Origin of the sequence: uncultured Shewanella sp. (assembly GCF_947501665.1) — a bacterium.
Classification (GTDB): Bacteria; Pseudomonadota; Gammaproteobacteria; order Enterobacterales; family Shewanellaceae; genus Shewanella.
Genome location: NZ_CANMWS010000002.1, coordinates 55186 through 75349, shown reverse-complemented (window position 1 = coordinate 75349; position 20164 = coordinate 55186). Strand labels below are relative to the sequence as shown.

17 protein-coding genes are annotated in these 20164 nt (G+C 42.6%); all 17 read left to right on the top strand.

What is annotated here, in order from left to right; genetic code table 11:
• Positions 1 to 226: 226 nt before the first annotated feature.
• The 17 genes from rpsB (at position 227) to tilS (ending at position 20164) form a co-directional block, all read left to right on the top strand.
• The gene (gene rpsB / locus Q0976_RS01825; RefSeq protein WP_298775529.1) at positions 227 to 955 is read left to right on the top strand and encodes a 30S ribosomal protein S2; all 729 of its coding nucleotides are present in this window, start codon (positions 227 to 229) and stop codon (positions 953 to 955) included.
• A 160-nt stretch (positions 956 to 1115) separates the two neighbouring features.
• Positions 1116 to 1964 carry a translation elongation factor Ts gene (gene tsf / locus Q0976_RS01820; protein WP_299490345.1) on the top strand — a complete coding sequence of 283 codons (849 nt, stop codon included), beginning with the start codon at positions 1116 to 1118 and terminating at the stop codon, positions 1962 to 1964.
• Between the two features lie 83 nt (positions 1965 to 2047).
• Positions 2048 to 2776, top strand: a complete 729-nt coding sequence (pyrH, locus tag Q0976_RS01815; RefSeq protein ID WP_299490343.1) for a UMP kinase — start codon at positions 2048 to 2050, stop codon at positions 2774 to 2776.
• A 31-nt stretch (positions 2777 to 2807) separates the two neighbouring features.
• Entirely contained in the window at positions 2808 to 3365 is a 558-nt protein-coding gene (gene frr / locus Q0976_RS01810; protein ID WP_299490341.1) for a ribosome recycling factor, read from the top strand.
• Positions 3366 to 3494: 129 nt separating this feature from the next.
• Entirely contained in the window at positions 3495 to 4292 is a 798-nt protein-coding gene (gene uppS, locus Q0976_RS01805) for a polyprenyl diphosphate synthase (protein ID WP_299490339.1), read from the top strand.
• A gap of 24 nt (positions 4293 to 4316) precedes the next feature.
• The gene (locus tag Q0976_RS01800) at positions 4317 to 5174 is read left to right on the top strand and encodes a phosphatidate cytidylyltransferase (RefSeq protein WP_299490309.1); all 858 of its coding nucleotides are present in this window, start codon (positions 4317 to 4319) and stop codon (positions 5172 to 5174) included.
• A gap of 3 nt (positions 5175 to 5177) precedes the next feature.
• Complete coding sequence (gene ispC / locus Q0976_RS01795; RefSeq protein WP_299490307.1) at positions 5178 to 6365, top strand: 1-deoxy-D-xylulose-5-phosphate reductoisomerase; 1188 nt, start codon at positions 5178 to 5180, stop codon at positions 6363 to 6365.
• 19 nt (positions 6366 to 6384) lie between these two features.
• Positions 6385 to 7749, top strand: a complete 1365-nt coding sequence (gene rseP, locus Q0976_RS01790) for a sigma E protease regulator RseP (RefSeq protein WP_299490305.1) — start codon at positions 6385 to 6387, stop codon at positions 7747 to 7749.
• A gap of 31 nt (positions 7750 to 7780) precedes the next feature.
• Positions 7781 to 10264: an outer membrane protein assembly factor BamA gene (bamA, locus tag Q0976_RS01785; RefSeq protein WP_299490302.1), complete on the top strand. Its 2484-nt coding sequence runs from the start codon at positions 7781 to 7783 to the stop codon at positions 10262 to 10264.
• Between the two features lie 53 nt (positions 10265 to 10317).
• Positions 10318 to 10815 (top strand): OmpH family outer membrane protein, encoded by a 498-nt coding sequence (locus Q0976_RS01780; RefSeq protein ID WP_299490644.1) that lies wholly within the window; start codon positions 10318 to 10320, stop codon positions 10813 to 10815.
• A 3-nt stretch (positions 10816 to 10818) separates the two neighbouring features.
• Entirely contained in the window at positions 10819 to 11850 is a 1032-nt protein-coding gene (gene lpxD / locus Q0976_RS01775) for a UDP-3-O-(3-hydroxymyristoyl)glucosamine N-acyltransferase (protein ID WP_299490299.1), read from the top strand.
• Between the two features lie 28 nt (positions 11851 to 11878).
• Entirely contained in the window at positions 11879 to 12340 is a 462-nt protein-coding gene (fabZ, locus tag Q0976_RS01770; protein WP_299490296.1) for a 3-hydroxyacyl-ACP dehydratase FabZ, read from the top strand.
• Positions 12337 to 13107, top strand: a complete 771-nt coding sequence (lpxA, locus tag Q0976_RS01765; RefSeq protein WP_299490293.1) for an acyl-ACP--UDP-N-acetylglucosamine O-acyltransferase — start codon at positions 12337 to 12339, stop codon at positions 13105 to 13107. Before fabZ ends, lpxA begins: the two co-directional genes overlap by 4 nt.
• A gap of 79 nt (positions 13108 to 13186) precedes the next feature.
• Positions 13187 to 14332: a lipid-A-disaccharide synthase gene (gene lpxB / locus Q0976_RS01760; protein ID WP_299490642.1), complete on the top strand. Its 1146-nt coding sequence runs from the start codon at positions 13187 to 13189 to the stop codon at positions 14330 to 14332.
• Between the two features lie 50 nt (positions 14333 to 14382).
• Complete coding sequence (gene rnhB, locus Q0976_RS01755) at positions 14383 to 14994, top strand: ribonuclease HII (RefSeq protein ID WP_299490289.1); 612 nt, start codon at positions 14383 to 14385, stop codon at positions 14992 to 14994.
• Positions 14995 to 15125: 131 nt separating this feature from the next.
• Positions 15126 to 18599 (top strand): DNA polymerase III subunit alpha, encoded by a 3474-nt coding sequence (gene dnaE / locus Q0976_RS01750; protein ID WP_299490286.1) that lies wholly within the window; start codon positions 15126 to 15128, stop codon positions 18597 to 18599.
• 41 nt (positions 18600 to 18640) lie between these two features.
• Complete coding sequence (tilS, locus tag Q0976_RS01745; protein WP_299490283.1) at positions 18641 to 20164, top strand: tRNA lysidine(34) synthetase TilS; 1524 nt, start codon at positions 18641 to 18643, stop codon at positions 20162 to 20164.

Below are 20164 nucleotides of genomic sequence, written 5' to 3'. Positions count from 1 at the left end.
TTTGAAATTTGTATTCAAGATTAAATTATGGTATAAAGCGCGCCGTTATGTTTGACTCTGTGTCCCCTATTTTTGGGCTCTGACAGAGTGAAGATAGCAGCCATTATACATGGCTATGTATAAATACTAAATCACACACATATCGACACGTTCTCCGGGGTGCCTGTTAAGGGTCGGGGTGACGGGATATGTGGAGGTCTAACCCCTAAATTTTAAGGTATAAAAAATGACTACAGTTTCAATGCGCGACATGCTTCAAGCCGGTGTTCACTTCGGTCACCAAACTCGTTACTGGAATCCAAAAATGAAGCCTTTCATTTTTGGTGCGCGTAACGGTGTTCATATCATTAACTTAGAGCACACAGTGCCTATGTTCAATGAAGCATTAGCGTTTATCAGCAACGTGGCTTCTAAAAAAGGTAAAGTTTTATTTGTAGGTACTAAGCGTGCTGCAAGCGAAGCGATTAAAGAAGCGGCGATTTCGTGTGATCAGTTTTATGTTGATCACCGCTGGTTAGGTGGTATGTTGACTAACTGGAAAACAGTACGTCAATCTATCAAACGCCTAAAAGATCTAGAAAGCCAATCTGTTGATGGTACTTTCGACAAGCTAACTAAGAAAGAGGCGCTAATGCGTACTCGTGAATTAGATAAGCTAGAAAAATCACTAGGTGGTATTAAAAACATGTCTGGCCTGCCTGACGTTATCTTCGTTATCGGTGCTGATCATGAGCATATTGCGATTAAAGAAGCGAACAACTTAGGTATTCCAGTTGTTGCTGTTGTTGATACTAACTCTTCTCCAGACGGCATTAACTACATCATTCCTGGTAATGATGATGCAATGCGTTCTATCCGTTTGTACACTGAAACCGTAGCTGCAGCAGCGAAAGCAGGCCGTGGTCAAGACTTAGCAGTACAAGCGGAACAAGATGGTTTTGTAGAAGCTGAATAATAAGGTTTGTTGCGTTAAGCACTTCCCTTATTGACCAAGCAATTGGTTAACAGGGGCCCTAGGCCCCTGTTTTATACCCAAGCTACTTGAAAACCATAGTGTTAAGTAGTTTAGGTATCTATCTATTGAATTTGACGAATTACCTATAGAGGATTTAACAATGGCAATTACTGCTGCCCAAGTTAAAGAATTGCGCGACCGTACTGGCGCAGGCATGATGGATTGTAAAAAAGCATTAACTGAAACTAATGGTGATATTGAACTTGCCATTGATAATATGCGTAAGAGCGGTGCGGCCAAAGCGGCTAAAAAAGCAGGTAACATAGCTGCTGAAGGAACGATTCTTATCAAGCAAGGTGAAGGTTTCACTGCGCTTTTAGAAGTGAACTGTCAAACTGATTTCGTTGCAAAAGATGCAAACTTCTTAGCATTTGCTAACGAAGTGTTGAACGTTGCTGCAGCGGCTAAAATCACCATTGCCGATCTGCAAGCACAGTTTGAAGAAACACGTGTTGCACTGGTTGCTAAAATTGGCGAAAACATCAATGTACGTCGTGTTGTATATATTGATGGCACAAACGTTTCTTCTTACCGTCATGGCGATCGTATCGGTGTTGTTGTAACCGGCGAAGCTGATGAAGAAACATTAAAGCATGTTGCTATGCATGTTGCTGCATCTAAGCCTGAGTTTGTTAACCCAGAAGATGTACCAGCAGACGTTGTTGAAAAAGAAAAAGCACTGCAAATTGAAATCGCGATGAATGAAGGTAAGCCTGCTGAAATCGCTGAGAAAATGGTTATTGGTCGCATGAAGAAGTTTACCGGTGAGGTTTCTCTTACTGGTCAAGCTTTCATTATGGAGCCAAAGAAAACTGTGGGCACTATTTTGAAAGAAAAAGGTGCTACGGTTTCTGACTTTATCCGCTTAGAAGTGGGTGAAGGCATCGAGAAAAAAGAAGAAGATTTTGCTGCAGAAGTTGCAGCACAAATCGCTGCAACTCAGGCTTAATTTCCTCAGTTTGCAGTCCCCTTTAAAACCGCAGCAATCGCTGCGGTTTTGTTATAACTATCGCCATCATCAGGACAAAAAATATGAGTACCAATCCAAAACCTGCATTTCGACGTATTCTTCTAAAACTAAGTGGTGAAGCCCTAATGGGTGAAGAAGGCTTTGGTATCGATCCTAAGGTTTTAGATCGCATGGCTCAGGAAGTAAAAGAATTGGTTGAACTCGGCATTCAAGTCGGAGTGGTTATCGGTGGGGGAAATTTATTTCGAGGTGAAGGGTTAGCTGAAGCGGGTATGAACCGAGTCGTGGGCGATCATATGGGGATGCTGGCAACCGTCATGAATGGCTTGGCGATGCGTGATGCCCTTCATCGCGCTTATGTGAACGCCCGTTTAATGTCTGCTATTCCATTAAAAGGCGTGTGTGATGATTATAATTGGGCTGAAGCAATTAGCTTATTAAAATCGGGCCGTGTGGTGATTTTCGCAGCAGGAACCGGGAACCCATTTTGCACAACCGATTCAGCAGCGTGTTTACGTGGCATTGAAATTGAAGCGGAAGTTGTGTTAAAAGGCACAAAGGTTGACGGTGTTTATTCTGACGACCCAGTAAAAAATCCTGATGCGGTTAAATATGATGTTATGGGGTATAATGAAGTACTCGATAAAGAACTGAAAGTTATGGACTTAGCGGCATTTACTCTCGCTAGAGATCATGATATGCCTCTTCTCGTTTTTAATATGAATGAGCCCGGTGCACTTCGCCGAGTCGTTATGGGCGAATCATTGGGTACGCTGATTAAAGCAGTTTAATTGAGTTAAGTAACTTAAAAGGACAGACAACGTGATAAACGAAATCAAAAATGATGCTAAAACACGCATGGATAAATGCGTAGAAGCGACTAAAACGCAAATGGCAAAAGTACGTACGGGTCGTGCACACCCTAGTTTACTTGATACGATTAAAGTGCCTTATTATGGTTCATTAACTCCGCTGAAGCAGGTTGCGAACATTTCTATCGACGATTCACGCACATTGGCAGTATCGGTTTTTGACAGTACGATGATAGCGGCTGTAGAAAAAGCCATTATGACATCTGATTTAGGTTTAAACCCTATGTCTGCAGGGGCGATTATTCGTATCCCTTTACCTGCTTTAACAGAAGAACGTCGTAAAGATTTGATTAAAGTTGTGCGTGCTGAAGCTGAAAATGGTCGTATTGCTGTGCGTAATGTGCGCCGTGATGCTAATTCTGATGTGAAAACATTAGAAAAAGAAAAAGAATGCACAGAAGATGATGTTCGTCGCTCTGAGGATGATATTCAAAAATTCACCGATACACATATTAAGCTTATTGATGAAGTGTTAGCGGCGAAAGAAAAGGAATTAATGGAGTTTTAATACTCTTACCCAGTATTAGAGGCTATTGTTTTTGTGTATAAATCATTACCAAAAGCCAACAGCCTCTAGAGTTCAGGCGCCGTGTAAGGTTATACTACGCGGCGTTTGTTATTTTTAAGGGTTTTTTAGATGTCAATGGATCCTCATGCCGATGATGACATGTCGTCGAGCGCGACTGCGCTTGCGTCTGAATTAGTCAAACAGTCGGTGCCACAGCATGTGGCAATTATTATGGATGGTAATGGACGTTGGGCTCAAGGGCAGGGTAAGCCAAGAGTGATTGGTCATCAAGCGGGTGTCAAGGCGGTGAGAAGAGCTGTCAGTACAGCTAGGGGTTTAGGGATACCTTCGCTGACTTTATTTGCTTTTTCAAGTGAGAATTGGCGACGCCCAGATAAAGAAGTGAGTTTATTGATGCAGCTGTTTTTTACGGTATTACAGCGTGAGATAAAGTTACTACATAAGAATGGCGTACGGCTAAATATCATAGGCGATATTAGTCGTTTTTCTGATAAACTTCAGAAAAAAATCATTTCGGCTCAAGAACAAACATCCCAAAATAGCGATTTAATACTCAATGTGGCAGCTAACTATGGTGGACGCTGGGATATTTTACAAGCAGCACAAAAATTAGCTCAACAAGTACAAAATGGTGCGCTGACAGAAGAGGCCTTTACCGAAGAGGCTTTATCGGCACATTTAAGTATGCAAGATCAGCCTGAAGTGGATTTAATGATTCGAACGGGCGGTGATTATAGGATCAGTAATTTCATTTTGTGGCAGGCAGCCTATGCTGAATTAATTTTCATGGATACTTTATGGCCTGATTTTAACGAGTCTCACTTTAAAGACGCTGTTACAGTGTTTGCAACACGTCAGCGTCGATTTGGTTTGACAGGCAGTCAAATTGAGTCATTACAGGCTTAATGATACATTTTTGAGGAAACTTTTTTGCTAAAAAAACGAATAATAACGGCAGTTTGTCTCATTCCATTGGTTTTTGGTGCGATTTTTTACTTACCAATTGAATATTTTTCTTGGGCATTACTCGGTGTCTTCTTAATTGCTGCTAAAGAGTGGGGGCGTATTATTGACAAAAACTGCAATATGACCCAATGGAGTTTTACTATTACCCTTGGATTATTACTGGTCGCTTTGAATGTGATTGTACCGACCGATGATATTTGGCTGCAAGGGCGTTTACATCCTTTATTTTTGAGTATTATTCTGGTGGGGGGCTTGTGGTGGTGTATGTCGCTTTTGCTCGTCTGTTTGTTTCCCAGAAGCGCAGGGTTTTGGAAAAACAGCCCAATGTTAAAGTCTATTTTTGGCCAATTGACGCTCATTCCATGTTTTATTGCTTTAATTTCACTTAAAGGGCTCAGTTCGCAAGCCTCACCTTATTATGGTGGAGTGTTGGTTTTCTTAGTTTTATTAATTGTTTGGGCTGCTGATACGGGGGCTTATTTTGCCGGTAAAGCATTTGGACGGACGAAGCTTATGCCTAATGTGAGCCCAGCCAAAACCCTTGAAGGACTGGTTGGGGGCTTATTAATGACCATGTTGGTCGTATTGGGCGTTGTCTATATGGCGCCAGAGCAAGAAGTGGGTTTGCTTATTGGGGTGACATTGGTGACGGCTTTAGCCTCCGCTTTAGGGGATCTGTCTGAAAGTATGTTTAAGCGTGTCGCAGATATTAAAGATTCAGGTACCATTTTACCTGGTCATGGTGGCATATTGGATAGAATCGATAGCTTAACCGCCGCATTACCCGTTTTCATGTTAATCTACATAGCGTTTTGGATGTAATGTATGCAGCAAGTTATTATTTTAGGTGCCACAGGATCAATTGGTAAAAATACGCTTAATGTCATTGCCCAGCATCCAGAGCATTATGGGGTTTTTGCGCTAGTAGCACATACTAATGTCGATGAAATGCATGAATTATGTTTATCTCATCAACCTCAGTATGCCCATATGGTGAATGCTGATGCCGCCGCGTTACTCAAGCAACGGTTACCTAGCCATCTCAATATCCAAGTCACCACGGGGGCTGAGACATTGGATGGGTTGGTGGCAGCCAATGAGGTTGATACTGTGATGGCTGCCATTGTTGGCGCGGCAGGTCTGATGCCAACATTGACGGCGGTTAAAGCGGGTAAACGGGTCTTATTGGCCAATAAAGAGTCTCTTGTCATGTCTGGGCAGCTATTTATTGAGGCTATGCAGCAATCAGGTGCTATCGTTTTACCTGTCGATAGTGAGCATAATGCGATTTTTCAATGCTTACCTGAGACACTGCAAAATAATATTGGGCGTTGTGATCTCAAGACGGCAGGTATTTCACAGATTTTACTAACGGGCTCAGGTGGCCCGTTTTTAAATAATCAATTAAACGATTTACCTTCCATGACCCCAACACAAGCCTGCTTACATCCTAATTGGTCGATGGGACCCAAAATATCCGTTGACTCAGCAACGATGATGAATAAAGGCTTAGAATATATCGAGGCTAAGTGGCTGTTTAATGCATCAAGTGAGCAACTAAAAGTGGTGATTCATCCCCAGAGTGTTATTCACTCAATGGTGCAGTATCAAGATGGCTCTGTTATGGCGCAAATGGGCAACCCTGATATGCGTACACCGATTGCACATTGTTTATCCTATCCAAAAAGAATCACTTCAGGTGTTGAACCTTTAGATTTTTTCAAAGTCGGACAATTAAGCTTTGTTGAACCTGACTTCAATCGTTTTCCTTGTTTAAGGCTCGCGATTGAAGCTTGTGAGCAGGGGCAAGAGTCGACGACGATTTTAAATGCGTCGAATGAAGTTGCGGTGCAAGCCTTTCTTGATGGTAAGATACGTTTTACAGATATTAGCCGAGTGAATGAATTTTGTTTAACAAAAATAGTATCGCACTCACTGAATCAATTAGATGATATATTGGGGTTAGATGACCAGAGTCGTCGTCATGCTTTAGAATTTATCGCCAAATGTTAATCACGTTCAGAGGAAGGGAATGTTAGATTTTTTATGGAATTTAGGGGCTTTTTTTGTTGCCTTAGGCATATTAATTACTGCACACGAGTACGGTCACTTTTGGGTGGCCAGACGCTGTGGAGTGAAAGTTGAGCGTTTTTCCATTGGATTTGGTAAAGCCATTTGGCGACGTATAGGTAAAGATGGTACCGAATATGTATTAGCGATTATTCCGCTCGGCGGGTATGTCAAAATGCTTGATGAGCGAGTGGATGATGTGCCTGATGAGCTATTATCTCAAGCATTTAATCGTAAAAATGTTTGGCAGCGTATTGCCATTGTCAGTGCCGGACCTATCGCGAATTTTATTTTTGCCATTGTTGCTTTGTATGTGATGTACCTCATTGGGGTGCCTGCTATCAAACCTGTAATAGATGCGGTGAAACCGAATACACCAGCGGCACAAATGGTGATCAATGAACCCATGAAAATAGTGGCTGTTGATCAACAAGCTGTGCGGAATTGGGAGGAGGTTAACTTAGCGTTAGCAGGGCATATTGGCGATAAACAAGTATCATTAAGTGTTGTGCCTTTGAAAAATGAAGGTATAGAAACGCCAAAAACTTATCAACTTGATACTCGTAATTGGCGTTTTGATCCTGAGAAAGAATTACCCGTCACCGCATTAGGTTTAAGCCTCTTTCAGCCAGAGATCCTACCCGATATAGCATTGGTATCAGAGGGAAGTGCGGCGAAAAAGGCTGGAATAGAAGTGGGTGATAAATTGATTTCTATTAATGGCGCCCCCTATCAAGATTGGAATGACTTTGTGAGTTTGGTGCAAGCATCAGCGAATGTGCCTTTAACTTTAGTGGTCGATCGTCAAGGCAGACAGTTAACGTTAAGTGTTACGCCCACAGCTCGTGAAAATGCACAAGGTAAAATGGAAGGTGTTGTGGGTATTGCACCGACTCTAGCACCTTGGCCTGATAATATGCGTTTGCAGCTCGAATATGGTGTGTTAGATTCTCTAGGCGTTGCGGTTAATAAAACGTGGCAGCTAGTAACAGTTAGCATTAAGATGATCGGTAAATTATTTACTGGTGATATTTCAGTTAAAAATTTAAGTGGACCTATTTCTATTGCTCAAGGGGCAGGAAATAGTGCAAATGTGGGATTTGTATACTTTTTAGGTTTTCTGGCATTGATCAGTGTGAATTTAGGGATTATTAATTTATTTCCTTTGCCAGTGCTTGATGGAGGACACCTTTTATATTACTTCATTGAAGTGATCACAGGTAGGGCTGTACCGGAAAAGGTACAGGAAATTGGATTCAGATTTGGGGCAGCGATGCTGTTAATGTTAATGGGTGTTGCACTCTTTAATGATTTTTCCCGGCTCTGAGCAACGACAAACAAATAATTAGAAGTGCTCTATGAGATTGAATAAACTTTTTGCCTCGATGTTATTAGTCGGTGCGTCTTTTTCAGGGAATAGTTGGGCTGAGACTTTTCAGCCTTTTGAAGTAACTGATATCCAAGTCGATGGTCTTCAACGTGTGGCACTGGGTGCTGCTTTGTTGAGCTTACCTGTTAAGGTTGGGGATACGGTTGATCAATTAAAATTACAACAAGTGATTAAGAGCCTGTATGCGTCCTCAAACTTTGACGATATTGAAATAAGCCACGACGGTGGTGTGCTTATTGTTAAGGTGGTTGAGCGCCCGACAATCAGTACGATTACCTTTGAAGGTAATAAAGACATTAAAGATGAACAATTACAAGAAAGCTTGGATGGTTCCGGTGTTAAAGTGGGCGAGTCGTTAGACCGTACAACACTGTCGGGGATCGAAAAGGGCTTACAAGATTTTTATTATGGTGTGGGGAAATATGGCGCAAAAGTAGAGGCGCAAATTATTAACTTACCTCGTAACCGGGTTGAGTTGAAATTTAACTTTACTGAGGGGTTAGCGGCAGATATCAGGCAAATTAATATTGTCGGTAATACCGAGTTTACCGATGAGCAATTGATTGGCATGTTGGAGCTAAAAGATTATGTTGCTTGGTGGGATTTGTTTGGTGATCGCCGTTATCAAAAGCAAAAGTTACAAGCTGATTTAGAAACCATTAAAAGCTTTTATCATAATCGGGGTTATATTCGTTTTGAGATCACCTCAACGCAGGTGGCAATGACACCCGATCGTAAAGGGTTATATATTACGATTAATGTGAATGAAGGTAAGCAATACACCATTAAAAAAGTCACGTTAACGGGTGATTTAATGGGGCGAGAAGCGCTTATGGAAAGTATTCTGCCGATTAAAGCGGGCGATCGTTATAACGGCAGTGATGTGACCTTTACAGAAGAGATGTACGCCAAGTATCTGGGGCGTTTTGGTTATGCCTATCCTGAAGTTAAAGTGTACCCTGAAATTGATGATGCAACACAAACTGTTAATTTGAATGTCAATATTCAACCAGGTAAACGTGTGTATGTTCGCAATATTAACTTTAGCGGTAATACCATCACGAAAGATGAAGTGATGCGTCGCGAATTAAGACAGATGGAGGGCGCTTGGCTCAATTCGGCTCAAGTGGAACAGTCTAAAACACGATTAAACCGTTTAGGCTATTTTGAAACTGTTGATACGGAAACGGTGCAGGTGCCAGGTACGGATGACTTAGTTGACGTTGATTTTAAAGTGAAGGAACAACCTTCAGGTTCCTTTAATGCGGGGGTTGGCTACGGCACCGCATCTGGGATCAGTTTGCAACTAGGCGTGCAGCAAAGTAACTTTTTAGGTACAGGTAATCAGGCTGGTATTAATATTAATACTAATACTTACTCTAAAAATGCCAGTATTTCCTTTACTGATCCCTATTTTACTAAAGACGGTGTGAGTTTAGGCAGTAGCTTATCTTGGAGTAAATTTGATGCTAGTAGCGCAAACTTAGAAGCTTATAATAACGAGTCGTATGCCTTGTCATCATTTTCCGGCTTCCCGATTAATGAGACAAACCGATTAAATGGTGGTATCACTTTGCGTCATAACACTATTTCAGAGGTCGCTGAGTACGATCAAGCGCTGCAATTTTATGAAATTTATAGTGATGATGACAATACCGATTCATCACTCAGCTTTAATAATGTTGAATTGAATTTAGGCTGGTCTCGTAGCAGTTTAAACCGTGGCACTTTTCCAACCAATGGATCCTCACAAAGCCTAAATGGTAAGGTGACGGTACCAGGATCGGATTTACAATATTTTAAAACCGATTTTAATAGCAGCTTTTATTTTCCACTGACACGTAAACAAAATTTTGTTTTCTTAACGAAAACCAAGCTTGGATACGGTAATGGTTATGGTACGTATAACGGTAGTGATCAAATCTTACCTTTTTGGGAAAATTTTTATGCGGGTGGTAGTACTTCTATTCGTGGCTTTAAATCCAATACGGTAGGGCCAAGAGCCATTTATTCGACGTCATCAACCAGTGATTGTTCCTCATCGTCATCGGGGGATTCTTGTACAACTTCTGGCTCAGATTCCAGTGTTACAGTGACGAATGGCAGCTCTGTGGGGGGCAATGCGATTGCAACGGCCAGTATCGAAATGATTGTGCCAACGCCATTCTTAGATGAAGCCTATACCAATTCAGTGAGAACCAGTTTCTTTATCGATGCAGGTAATGTGTGGAATACTGAATTTGACTATAGCTCTTATAGCGGTTTATCTGCATCTGAATATGCCGAGCTACAAGATTATAGCGATCCAAGTCGGATTCGCGCTTCATGGGGAGTCAGTGTACAATGGCTTTCGCCCATGGGGCCGATGGTGTTCAATCTTGCATGGCCAATCAAGGAATACGAGGGAGATTCGACAGAGATCTTCTCCTTTAATATTGGTCAAACTTTTTAATTTAAATCATGTCGGCAATAATTGCTGGACAAAAGGAGTCTGTTTTGAAAAAAGTGTTTAATCGCGCAATGATGGTTTTAGTATTACTCGCGGCGCCATTAGCGGCAAATGCAGAAAAGATTGCAGTCGTTGATATGCAATCAGTTTTTGAACAATTGCCACAACGTGAGCAAGTTAACGAAGCATTGAAAAAAGAATTTGGCGATCGTGTCGCTGCGGTTCAAAAAATGCAGGAAGACCTTCGAGGATTGATGGAAAAGCAGCAACGTGATGGTGCATTGATGAGCGATGCTCAAAAAACAGACCTTGCGCGTAAAATGGAATCCATGAAAGCTGAATTACAACTTAAAGGTAAGGCCTTAGACGAAGATATGCGTCGTCGTAATGGTGAAGAGCAAAATAAGTTGTTAGCAAAAGTACAAACTGTTATCGACTCTATTGCTAAAAAGGAACACTATGATCTTGTTTTGCAACGTGGTGCCGCCATTTATGTAAAACAAGATGCAGATATTAGTAAGCAAGTTGTTGAAGCCTTAAGTAAAGGTAAGTAATTAATGAAAAGCTATACTTTACAAGTATTAGCTGATTATCTAGATGCAGAAATCCAAGGTGACGCCAATAAAGAAATCTTTGCGGTGGGCACCTTGGAAAGCGCTGATTCTGGAAAAATCGCTTTTTTAGCTAATGCTAAGTATCGAGTTCAACTAGACAAAACTCAAGCCGGTGCGGTTCTTTTATCTCCTAGTGACATAGAAGACTTTTCAGGAAATGCTATTATTCTAAAAGACCCTTATGTGGGGTTTGCTAAAGTAGCACAGTTATTAGACAGTACGCCTAAGGCTGCTGACGGCATTCATCCTTCTGCATGTATTGACCCTTCTGCTATGGTAGGAGAAGGTGTCGCCATTGGCCCTAATGCAGTGATCGGTGCCAATGTTATTTTAGGCGAAAATGTACAAGTGGGTGCTGGTAGCGTAGTAGGTCAAGACAGTGTCTTAGGCTCTGGAACTCGATTATGGGCTAAGGTGACCGTTTATCATAATGTGCATTTTGGATCTGATTGTATTGTTCATTCAGGTGCAGTGATTGGCTCTGATGGTTTTGGTTATGCTAATGAACGTGGCCAATGGATAAAAATTCCTCAGACCGGTGGTGTACGAATTGGATCACGTGTTGAAATTGGTGCAGGCACCAGTGTAGATCGTGGTGCTATTGATCATACTGAAATTCATGATGGTGTGATTATCGATAACCAAGTACAGATTGCGCATAATGATATTATTGGTGAAAATAGTGCGATTGCAGGCAGTACGACACTTGCTGGTAGTGTCAAGATAGGGAAATATTGTATCATAGGCGGGAATTGCGCTATTTCTGGCCATATTAATATCTGTGATGGTACCCATATTACAGGCAGTACAAGTGTCACAAATCATATTCGTGAGCCAGGCGTGTACTCTTCTGCTACTGTTGCTATGGATAATAAATTGTGGCGCAAAAATACCGTTAGATTTAGACAATTGGATAACCTTTTTCAGCGAGTGAAGCAGTTAGAGAAAAAGGTTGATGTGGATCCTGAGTCATAACTCAGTGAGAGTTTGAGGAATATATTGAGTGTCAAATCAGTTGAATAGCATGGATATTAAGGAAATATTAAAGTTCCTTCCCCATAGATACCCATTTTTATTGATCGACAGAGTGCTTGATTTCACTAAAGGTGAAAGCTTGCAAGCCATTAAAAATGTGACGATCAATGAGCCTTTCTTTCAAGGCCATTTCCCGGTTCAGCCAGTGATGCCAGGTGTGTTAATTTTAGAAGCAATGGCACAAGCAACAGGTTTATTGGCGTTTAAAACCATGAGTGATGCGCCTTCAAATGATGCGCTATATTATTTCGCGGGTATCGATAAAGCACGCTTTAAGCGAGTGGTTGAACCCGGCGATCAGTTGCATTTTGATGTAAAAATGATTAAAGAGCGCCGCGGAATAGGCGTCTTTACAGGTGAAGCGAGAGTGGATGGTGAACTAGTTTGTTCAGCTGAAATCATGTGTGCCCGTAGAGAGATTGAGACGTGATTGATGAATTAGCGTATATCCATCCTGATGCCAAAATTGGTAAAAATGTCACTATTGGCCCTTGGACCTATATAGGTGCAGGTGTTGAAATTGGTGATGATTCTTGGTTAAGTTCTCATGTTGTGGTGAAAGGCCCTACGGTTATCGGTAAAGGTAATCGTATTTTCCAATTCGCTTCAGTCGGTGAAGAGTGCCAAGATAAAAAATATGCTGGTGAAGAGACGCGTCTTATCATTGGCGATCATAATGTCATTCGAGAATCCGTGACTATTCATCGTGGTACAACCCAAGATAATTGGGAAACCCGTATCGGTTCTCACAATCTCTTTATGGCTTATGTGCATATTGCCCATGACTGTGTGGTGGGAGATAATGTCATTATGGCGAATAATGCATCGATTGCGGGCCATGTTCATGTGGGTGATTGGGCCATTTTAGGTGGCATGACTGGGGTACATCAATTCGTACACATTGGTGCACATGCATTTACTGCAGGGAGCTCAGTGGTACTGCAAGATGTGCCGCCGTTTGTGATGGCATCAGGATTTCCTGCTAAACCTCGTGGATTAAATATCGAAGGGCTTAAACGTCGCGGCTTTTCCAAAGAGAGTCAGTTAGCGGTTCGCCGTGCGTATAAAACGATGTATCGTAATGGGCTAACACTTGATGAAGCAATGACAGAATTAGCTGCACCTGCTGAGCAGGATGAACAAGTGAAATTGTTTACCGATTTTGTCAGCCGATCCAGTCGCGGTATTGTTCGCTAACACATATCGTTGTGGATGAAAGCATTATGTTTTCATCCACTTTTCTTCTGCTCACATTCTTTTGAAATCGATTATCATGATAAACGAAAATAAGCCTCTTGTTTTTGCTATGGTCGCCGGAGAACTCTCCGGCGATATTTTAGGTGCAGGTTTAATTAAGGCACTTCAACAACGTTACCCAGATGCTCGCTTTATCGGTATTGGTGGCCCTAAAATGGACGCATTAGGCTTTGAGTCTTTGTTTTCATTTGAAGAATTGGCCGTCATGGGGATTGTGGAAGTACTCTCTCGTTTGCCTCGACTATTGGAGGTGAGACGGGAATTGATCACTGTTTTAAGCCAAGTTAAACCTGATTGCTTTATTGGTATTGATGCACCTGATTTTAATATTGGTGTGGAAATGAAGTTAAAAGCCAAAGGGATTAAAACCGTTCACTATGTGAGCCCCTCTGTTTGGGCATGGCGACCAAAGCGTATTGTTAAAATAGCGAAAGCGACGAACATGGTATTGTCTTTACTGCCGTTTGAAAAAGCATTCTATGATAAGCATCAAGTCCCTTGCACCTTTGTCGGCCATACGCTTGCGGATGATATTCCTTTTGAAAGTGATAAATTACTGGCCAGAGAGCAGTTAGGCTTATCTGCGACAGAGACTTATTTAGCTGTCCTGCCCGGCTCTCGAGGTGGCGAACTGAAGCAATTAGCTGAGCCCTTTGTTAAAGCGGCTAAGTTGCTAAAGCTGCGTTATCCTAACCTTAAATTTATTACGCCATTGGTTAATGCCAAGCGCCGTGCGCAATTTGAAGAGGCGCTTAAGAGTCATGCACCGAGTCTTGATATTACCTTAATTGAGGGGCAATCTAGAGAAGTGATGGCGGCGGCTGATGCGATTTTACTGGCATCGGGTACGGCAACGCTTGAAGCTATGCTCGTGAAAAGACCCATGGTAGTTGCTTATCGTCTAAATGCGATGACTTATCATATCGCAAAACGATTAATGTTGATTGATCAATTTTCATTACCTAATTTATTATCCGACGAAGTGCTCGTTAAAGAGCTCATTCAAGCTGACTGTACACCTGAGAATATTGCGCAAGCTGTGGCTGTATTATTTGATAATGACATGACTGCAGTCATTGATAAATTTAAAGCGTTGCATCAAGTGTTAAAGCAAGATGCTAGCGAAAAAGCGGCACAAGCGGTGGTCGCTTTGATCCAGGGTTAAGCGCTTAACGTTATCCCCTGTACATTTTATTTAACGGAAAATTTGCCATTATGGCCACCATTAAAAATATATCAGCAGAGCAAGTGGCTCAGCTTTGTCAAGGTCACTATGCAGGTGTTGATGAAGTGGGCCGTGGCCCATTAATTGGTAATGTCGTCACCGCCGCTGTAGTCCTTGATGTGAATAACCCCATTTTAGGCTTGAATGACTCAAAAAAGCTCACCGAAAAGAAACGCGAAGCCTTGTTTACAGAAATCAATGAAAAAGCCTTATCGGTGAGTATTGGCTCTGCAACTCCAGCTGAAATTGATGAACTGAACATTTTACAAGCCACCATGTTGGCCATGCAAAGAGCAGTAAAAGGCTTGACGCTTATCCCTGATTTAGTGCTGGTAGATGGTAATCGTAGTCCAGACTTTGGGATCGAAAGCCATGCGATTATTAAAGGCGATGGCTTAATTGATGCTATTAGCGCAGCCTCTATTATTGCCAAAGTGGTCAGAGATAGACAGATGGCTGAATTAGCACTTGAGCACCCTCAGTATGGGTTTGATAAGCACAAAGGCTATCCAACCAAAGCCCACTTTGAAGCCTTATCGCGGTGGGGAGTGTTAGAGCAACATAGGAAAAGTTTTCGGCCAGTACAGGCCGCATTAAAATAAGCGCTAAAAAATAACAACAATATGCGTTAGCATAAACCGTCAGCGTCACTTGCTTTACTCATCGTTACTCGGCAATGCGTGGCAATAATATTAAGATGTATTGTTTAACCTAATAAAAGATAAATTTACTTATGTCAGATCCTCGTTTTGTACATTTACGCGTCCACAGTGACTTTTCTATGTCTGACAGTATTACTAAGGTTAAACCGATTTTAGCCCATGCGGCTGAAGAAAAGATGGCGGCAATTGCACTAACGGATCAGACCAATTTATGTGGTTTGGTGAAATTTTACAGTGGTTGCCATGGTGCTGGAATAAAGCCCATTATTGGCAGCGACTTTTGGGTGCAATCCCCTGATTTTGGGGATGAGCTTTGTGCCATCACTGTACTGGCGATGAATAATGAGGGATATAAAAACCTCACATTACTCATCAGTGACGCTTATTTACGGGGTCATATTCAAGATAGAGCGGTGATTGATCATGCTTGGCTGAAAAAGTATCAATCCGGTTTATTACTCATCTCGGGTGGCCGAGAAGGGGATATTGGAAAGGCATTATTGAAAGGTAATCAGGGGCAAGTTGATAGCCTGGTTGATTTTTATCAAACGCATTTTCCCAATCGCTATTATTTGGAACTTATTCGTACAGGCCGCGCCGATGAAGAGCGTTATTTACACATGGCAGTGGAATTAGCCCAAAAGAAAGGCTTGCCTGTGGTGGCCACTAATCAGGTAGTGTTTATGAAACCTGATGAATTTGAAGCTCATGAAATTCGAGTCGCCATTCATGATGGTTTCACTTTGGCCGATCCTCGCCGGCCTAAAAAATACAGTGATCAGCAGTATTTTAAATCCGAAGCTGACATGTGTGCGTTATTTGAAGACATTCCTGAAGCCCTTGCCAATAGTGTTCAAATTGCCAAGCGCTGTAATGTGACCGTACGTTTAGGTGAGTATTTTCTGCCTAATTTTCCAACGGGCGATTTAACGATTGAGGACTTTTTAGTCGAAGTTTCACAAAAAGGCCTAGAAGAGCGTTTAGTGTTTTTATTTCCTGACGAGAAGGTACGGGCTGAAAAACGTGGGGAATATGATGAGCGTTTAGATATTGAATTGAACGTGATTAATCAAATGGGGTTCCCTGGCTACTTTCTGATTGTGATGGAGTTCATTCAATGGGGTAAAGATAATGATATCCCCATTGGCCCTGGCCGTGGCTCTGGGGCGGGATCTTTGGTGGCCTATGCCCTTAAAATTACGGATCTTGATCCATTAGAGTTTGATTTGCTGTTTGAACGTTTTCTTAACCCTGAGCGGGTGTCCATGCCCGATTTTGATATCGATTTTTGCATGGATAGGCGTGATGAGGTGATTGATCATGTGGCGGACTTGTATGGCCGTGATGCGGTATCGCAAATTATTACTTTTGGTACCATGGCAGCCAAAGCGGTTATTCGTGATGTGGGCCGTGTACAAGGTCATGCCTATGGCTTTGTGGACCGAATATCGAAAATGGTGCCCGCGGAGCCCGGAATGACATTGGCCAAAGCCTTTGAGGTGGAGCCGGGTTTACAAGAAGCTTATGACGGCAGCGAAGAGGTGAAAGATCTCATCGATATGTGCCGCATATTAGAAGGGGTTACCCGTAACGCAGGTAAACATGCTGGAGGGGTGGTTATTTCGCCCACCACCATTACGGATTTTGCACCTATTTATTGTGACAGCGAAGGGCAAAACCCTGTCACTCAGTTTGATAAAAACGATGTGGAAACCGCAGGGCTAGTTAAGTTTGACTTCTTAGGGCTGCGAACGTTGACTATTATTGATTGGGCGCTGCAAATGGTGAACAGCACTAATCAAGCCCAAGGCCTACCGATAGTGGATATTGCGGCGATCCCTCTTGACGATCCTAAGTCATTTAAATTATTGCAACGTTATGAAACGACAGCGGTGTTCCAGTTAGAATCCCGTGGCATGAAAGATTTGATTAAACGGCTTCAGCCTGATTGCTTTGAAGATATGATTGCATTAGTGGCACTGTTTAGACCTGGTCCTTTGCAATCAGGCATGGTTGATAACTTTATTGAACGTAAACATGGCCGTGAAGAAGTCTCCTATCCTGATGCGCAATATCAGCATGAGTCATTACAGACCTTACTTGAACCGACTTACGGCATTATTTTGTATCAAGAGCAAGTGATGCAAATTGCACAGGTGCTAGCGGGGTATACGCTGGGCGGTGCAGATATGCTTCGCCGTGCCATGGGTAAGAAAAAGCCTGAAGAAATGGCGAAACAGCGTGGTACCTTTAAAGAAGGCTCGGTAAATAATGGTGTTGATGGCGATCTGGCCATGAAAATCTTCGACTTAGTGGAAAAATTTGCTGGATATGGTTTTAACAAATCGCATTCGGCGGCTTATGCACTGGTGTCTTATCAAACATTATGGCTAAAGACCCATTATCCGGCGCAGTTTATGGCGGCGGTGATGTCGGCGGATATGGATAATACCGATAAAATCGTGACCTTAGTGGACGAATGTGAACGTATGGGGATGCCATTATTGCCCCCGGATGTAAATAAAGGCCAATTGCATTTTACGGTGGATAAAGAGCTCAACATTGTATACGGCATTGGCGCGATTAAAGGGGTGGGGGAAGGCCCAGTTGAATCCATTATTGAAGCACGTGAGCAAGGGCCTTTTACGGACTTATTTGATTTTTGTGCACGGGTGGATTTGAAGAAACTCAATAAACGTGTACTTGAAAAGCTTATTCAAGCAGGCGCAATGGATAAACTTGGGCCTCATAGAGCGGCAATGATGGCCACCTTACCTGAAGCGATACGTGCGGCAGATCAACACGCTAAAGCTGAAGCCATAGGTCAGCATGATATGTTTGGTTTACTCAATAGTGAGCCTGAAGATAATAAACAGCAATTTGTTGAGTGCGCACCTTGGCCAGACAAAATTTGGTTGGAAGGAGAGCGAGATACGTTAGGCTTATATCTTACTGGCCATCCGATTAATCAATATTTGAAAGAACTGAAGCATTATACGTCTTGTCGTTTAAAAGATATCCATCCCACCGAGCGGGGGAAAACCATGAAGGCGGCAGGGCTTGTGGTCGCCACCCGTGTCATGCTCACTAAACGGGGCTCAAAAATGGGGCTTGTGACCTTAGATGATAAGAGTGCGCGTTTAGAGGTGATGATGTTCACCGAAGCGTTTGAGAAATTTAATCACTTGCTGGAAAAAGATCGCATTCTTATCATTGAAGGAGAAGTGAGCTTTGATGATTTCTCAGGGGGTAATCGTATGACCGCCAGAAACATTATTGATATGGGCGAAGCACGCAGTCACTTTGCCCAAGCTGTTGAGATGGATATTCAAGGCGATGAGGTGAGCCTTGATTGGTTTGAGCGACTCAAAGAGGCAGTGCAGCCTTGGAAAGACGGTAAAGTGCCTATGGTGATTAACTATTCTAAATCACAAGTTAAAAGTCAATTTAGACTCGGTGAAGCGTGGCAAGTGAACCCTAGCGATGAGCTGATGTTATCATTGGAATCCTTGTCAGGCTCAGACAAAGTGCGGATCTTATTTTGAAGCTGCGTAAGTTATTTTAAGTTTAATAGGGAGTCAAGTCAGTGAGTTATCAGGCCATCAATATTGCTCAGTTGATAGAGAACAGTCTTACAAAGAGTGATATTCACACTGGAGCTAAGTTGGTGCTTGCTTACAGTGGTGGCGTTGACTCGGAAGTGTTACTGCATGGGTTGAGTGAGTTTGCAATAGCACACCCTACTCAGTTTAAATATCACTTAATTCATGTACATCATGGCTTAAGTGCTAACAGTGATGAATGGGCTGAGCATTGTCAAAGGCAAGCTTTAGCTTATCAATTGCCGTTTACCCTTGAAAAAGTGACCGTAAGAACGGGGGCAAGACTCAGTATTGAGGCTGAAGCGAGAGCGGTGAGGTATGCGGCAATTGCCAAGCATATGCGCTCAGGGGATGTGTTGCTAACGGCGCATCACCAAGATGACCAACTTGAAACGCTATTATTAGCCCTGAAACGGGGATTAGGCCCTAAAGGATTAGCGTCGATGGGAGAGTCTCAAGCTTTTGATAGTGATAAGCACTTACTGCGTCCATTATTGCAAGTGGAGCGAGCGCAAATTGAGCAGTATGCAGAAAATCAAGCGTTGACGCATATTGAAGATGAAAGCAATCATAATACCCAATTTGATCGTAACTTCCTGCGACGTGAGATTATTCCACAGCTTAAAGCCCGTTGGCCGAGCATAGGTAAAACGGCCAATCGCAGTGCGCAGCTGTGTTTTGAGCAACAAGCGGTACTCGATGATGAAGTTGCTAAAAAACTGCCATTAATGCTGAGTGTGTCTGCATGGGGGCAAGGATTAAATTTGACGCTTTTAGCTCAGCAAAGTGACGCTTGGCAAGCGCTACTAATGCGTGCTTTTATTGAAAAACAAGGTTTTCAACCTTTGTCTCACGTGCAAAATAAAGAATTACTCACCCAAGTGTTATTAGCGAAAGTGGACGCAAAACAAGCCATGCAAGTGGGTAATATGTTGGCGAGGCGCTTTGGACAAAATGTTTATTTGTTCGATGCAAAAGCTGAGGCTAGGCTAACAAAAATGTTTACACAATGGGCTAAGGCGCCGATCCCCCTGTCTTGGCATTCGTTACCCAGAGACACTGACGCGCCAATAATACTTTTTTCATTCAATGATGCTGCTGAGGATGCTCAAGAGCATCTCATGCTTTATGGGCACTCTTTAACGGGGAATGCAATGCCGTTAATTCGCCCACCTAAAGCGACAGAGACGGTGACATTACGGTTTGGTATTGCAGGCAGTACTCGTTGTCAGCCGCATTTTCGTGATAAAGGCCGTGAATTAAAGAAACTTTGGCAAGAGCTCAATGTTGCTCCTTGGGCACGGGCGCGAGTGCCGATGATTTTTTATAACGACACACTCGTGTGCGCAGTAGGGTACTGGGTAGAAAAGGGCTTCATGTTAAAAGAGGGGCTAAAAGATGAGTATGCTTTACCTGTTAATCGTTCATCTGTTGATGGCGCGGTTTGTAATATGAGTAATATGACTCAAATGAGTCAGGCTACGGGGTTGGCGTTTCGAGTTGAGTAA

Coding starts and splice junctions, on each gene's coding strand:
- rseP (WP_299490305.1), top strand. CDS start 6,385: ATGTTAGATTTTTTATGGAATTTAGGGGCTTTTTTTGTTGCCTTAGGC.
- uppS (WP_299490339.1), top strand. CDS start 3,495: ATGTCAATGGATCCTCATGCCGATGATGACATGTCGTCGAGCGCGACT.
- tsf (WP_299490345.1), top strand. CDS start 1,116: ATGGCAATTACTGCTGCCCAAGTTAAAGAATTGCGCGACCGTACTGGC.
- dnaE (WP_299490286.1), top strand. CDS start 15,126: ATGTCAGATCCTCGTTTTGTACATTTACGCGTCCACAGTGACTTTTCT.
- rpsB (WP_298775529.1), top strand. CDS start 227: ATGACTACAGTTTCAATGCGCGACATGCTTCAAGCCGGTGTTCACTTC.
- pyrH (WP_299490343.1), top strand. CDS start 2,048: ATGAGTACCAATCCAAAACCTGCATTTCGACGTATTCTTCTAAAACTA.
- lpxD (WP_299490299.1), top strand. CDS start 10,819: ATGAAAAGCTATACTTTACAAGTATTAGCTGATTATCTAGATGCAGAA.
- ispC (WP_299490307.1), top strand. CDS start 5,178: ATGCAGCAAGTTATTATTTTAGGTGCCACAGGATCAATTGGTAAAAAT.
- bamA (WP_299490302.1), top strand. CDS start 7,781: ATGAGATTGAATAAACTTTTTGCCTCGATGTTATTAGTCGGTGCGTCT.
- rnhB (WP_299490289.1), top strand. CDS start 14,383: ATGGCCACCATTAAAAATATATCAGCAGAGCAAGTGGCTCAGCTTTGT.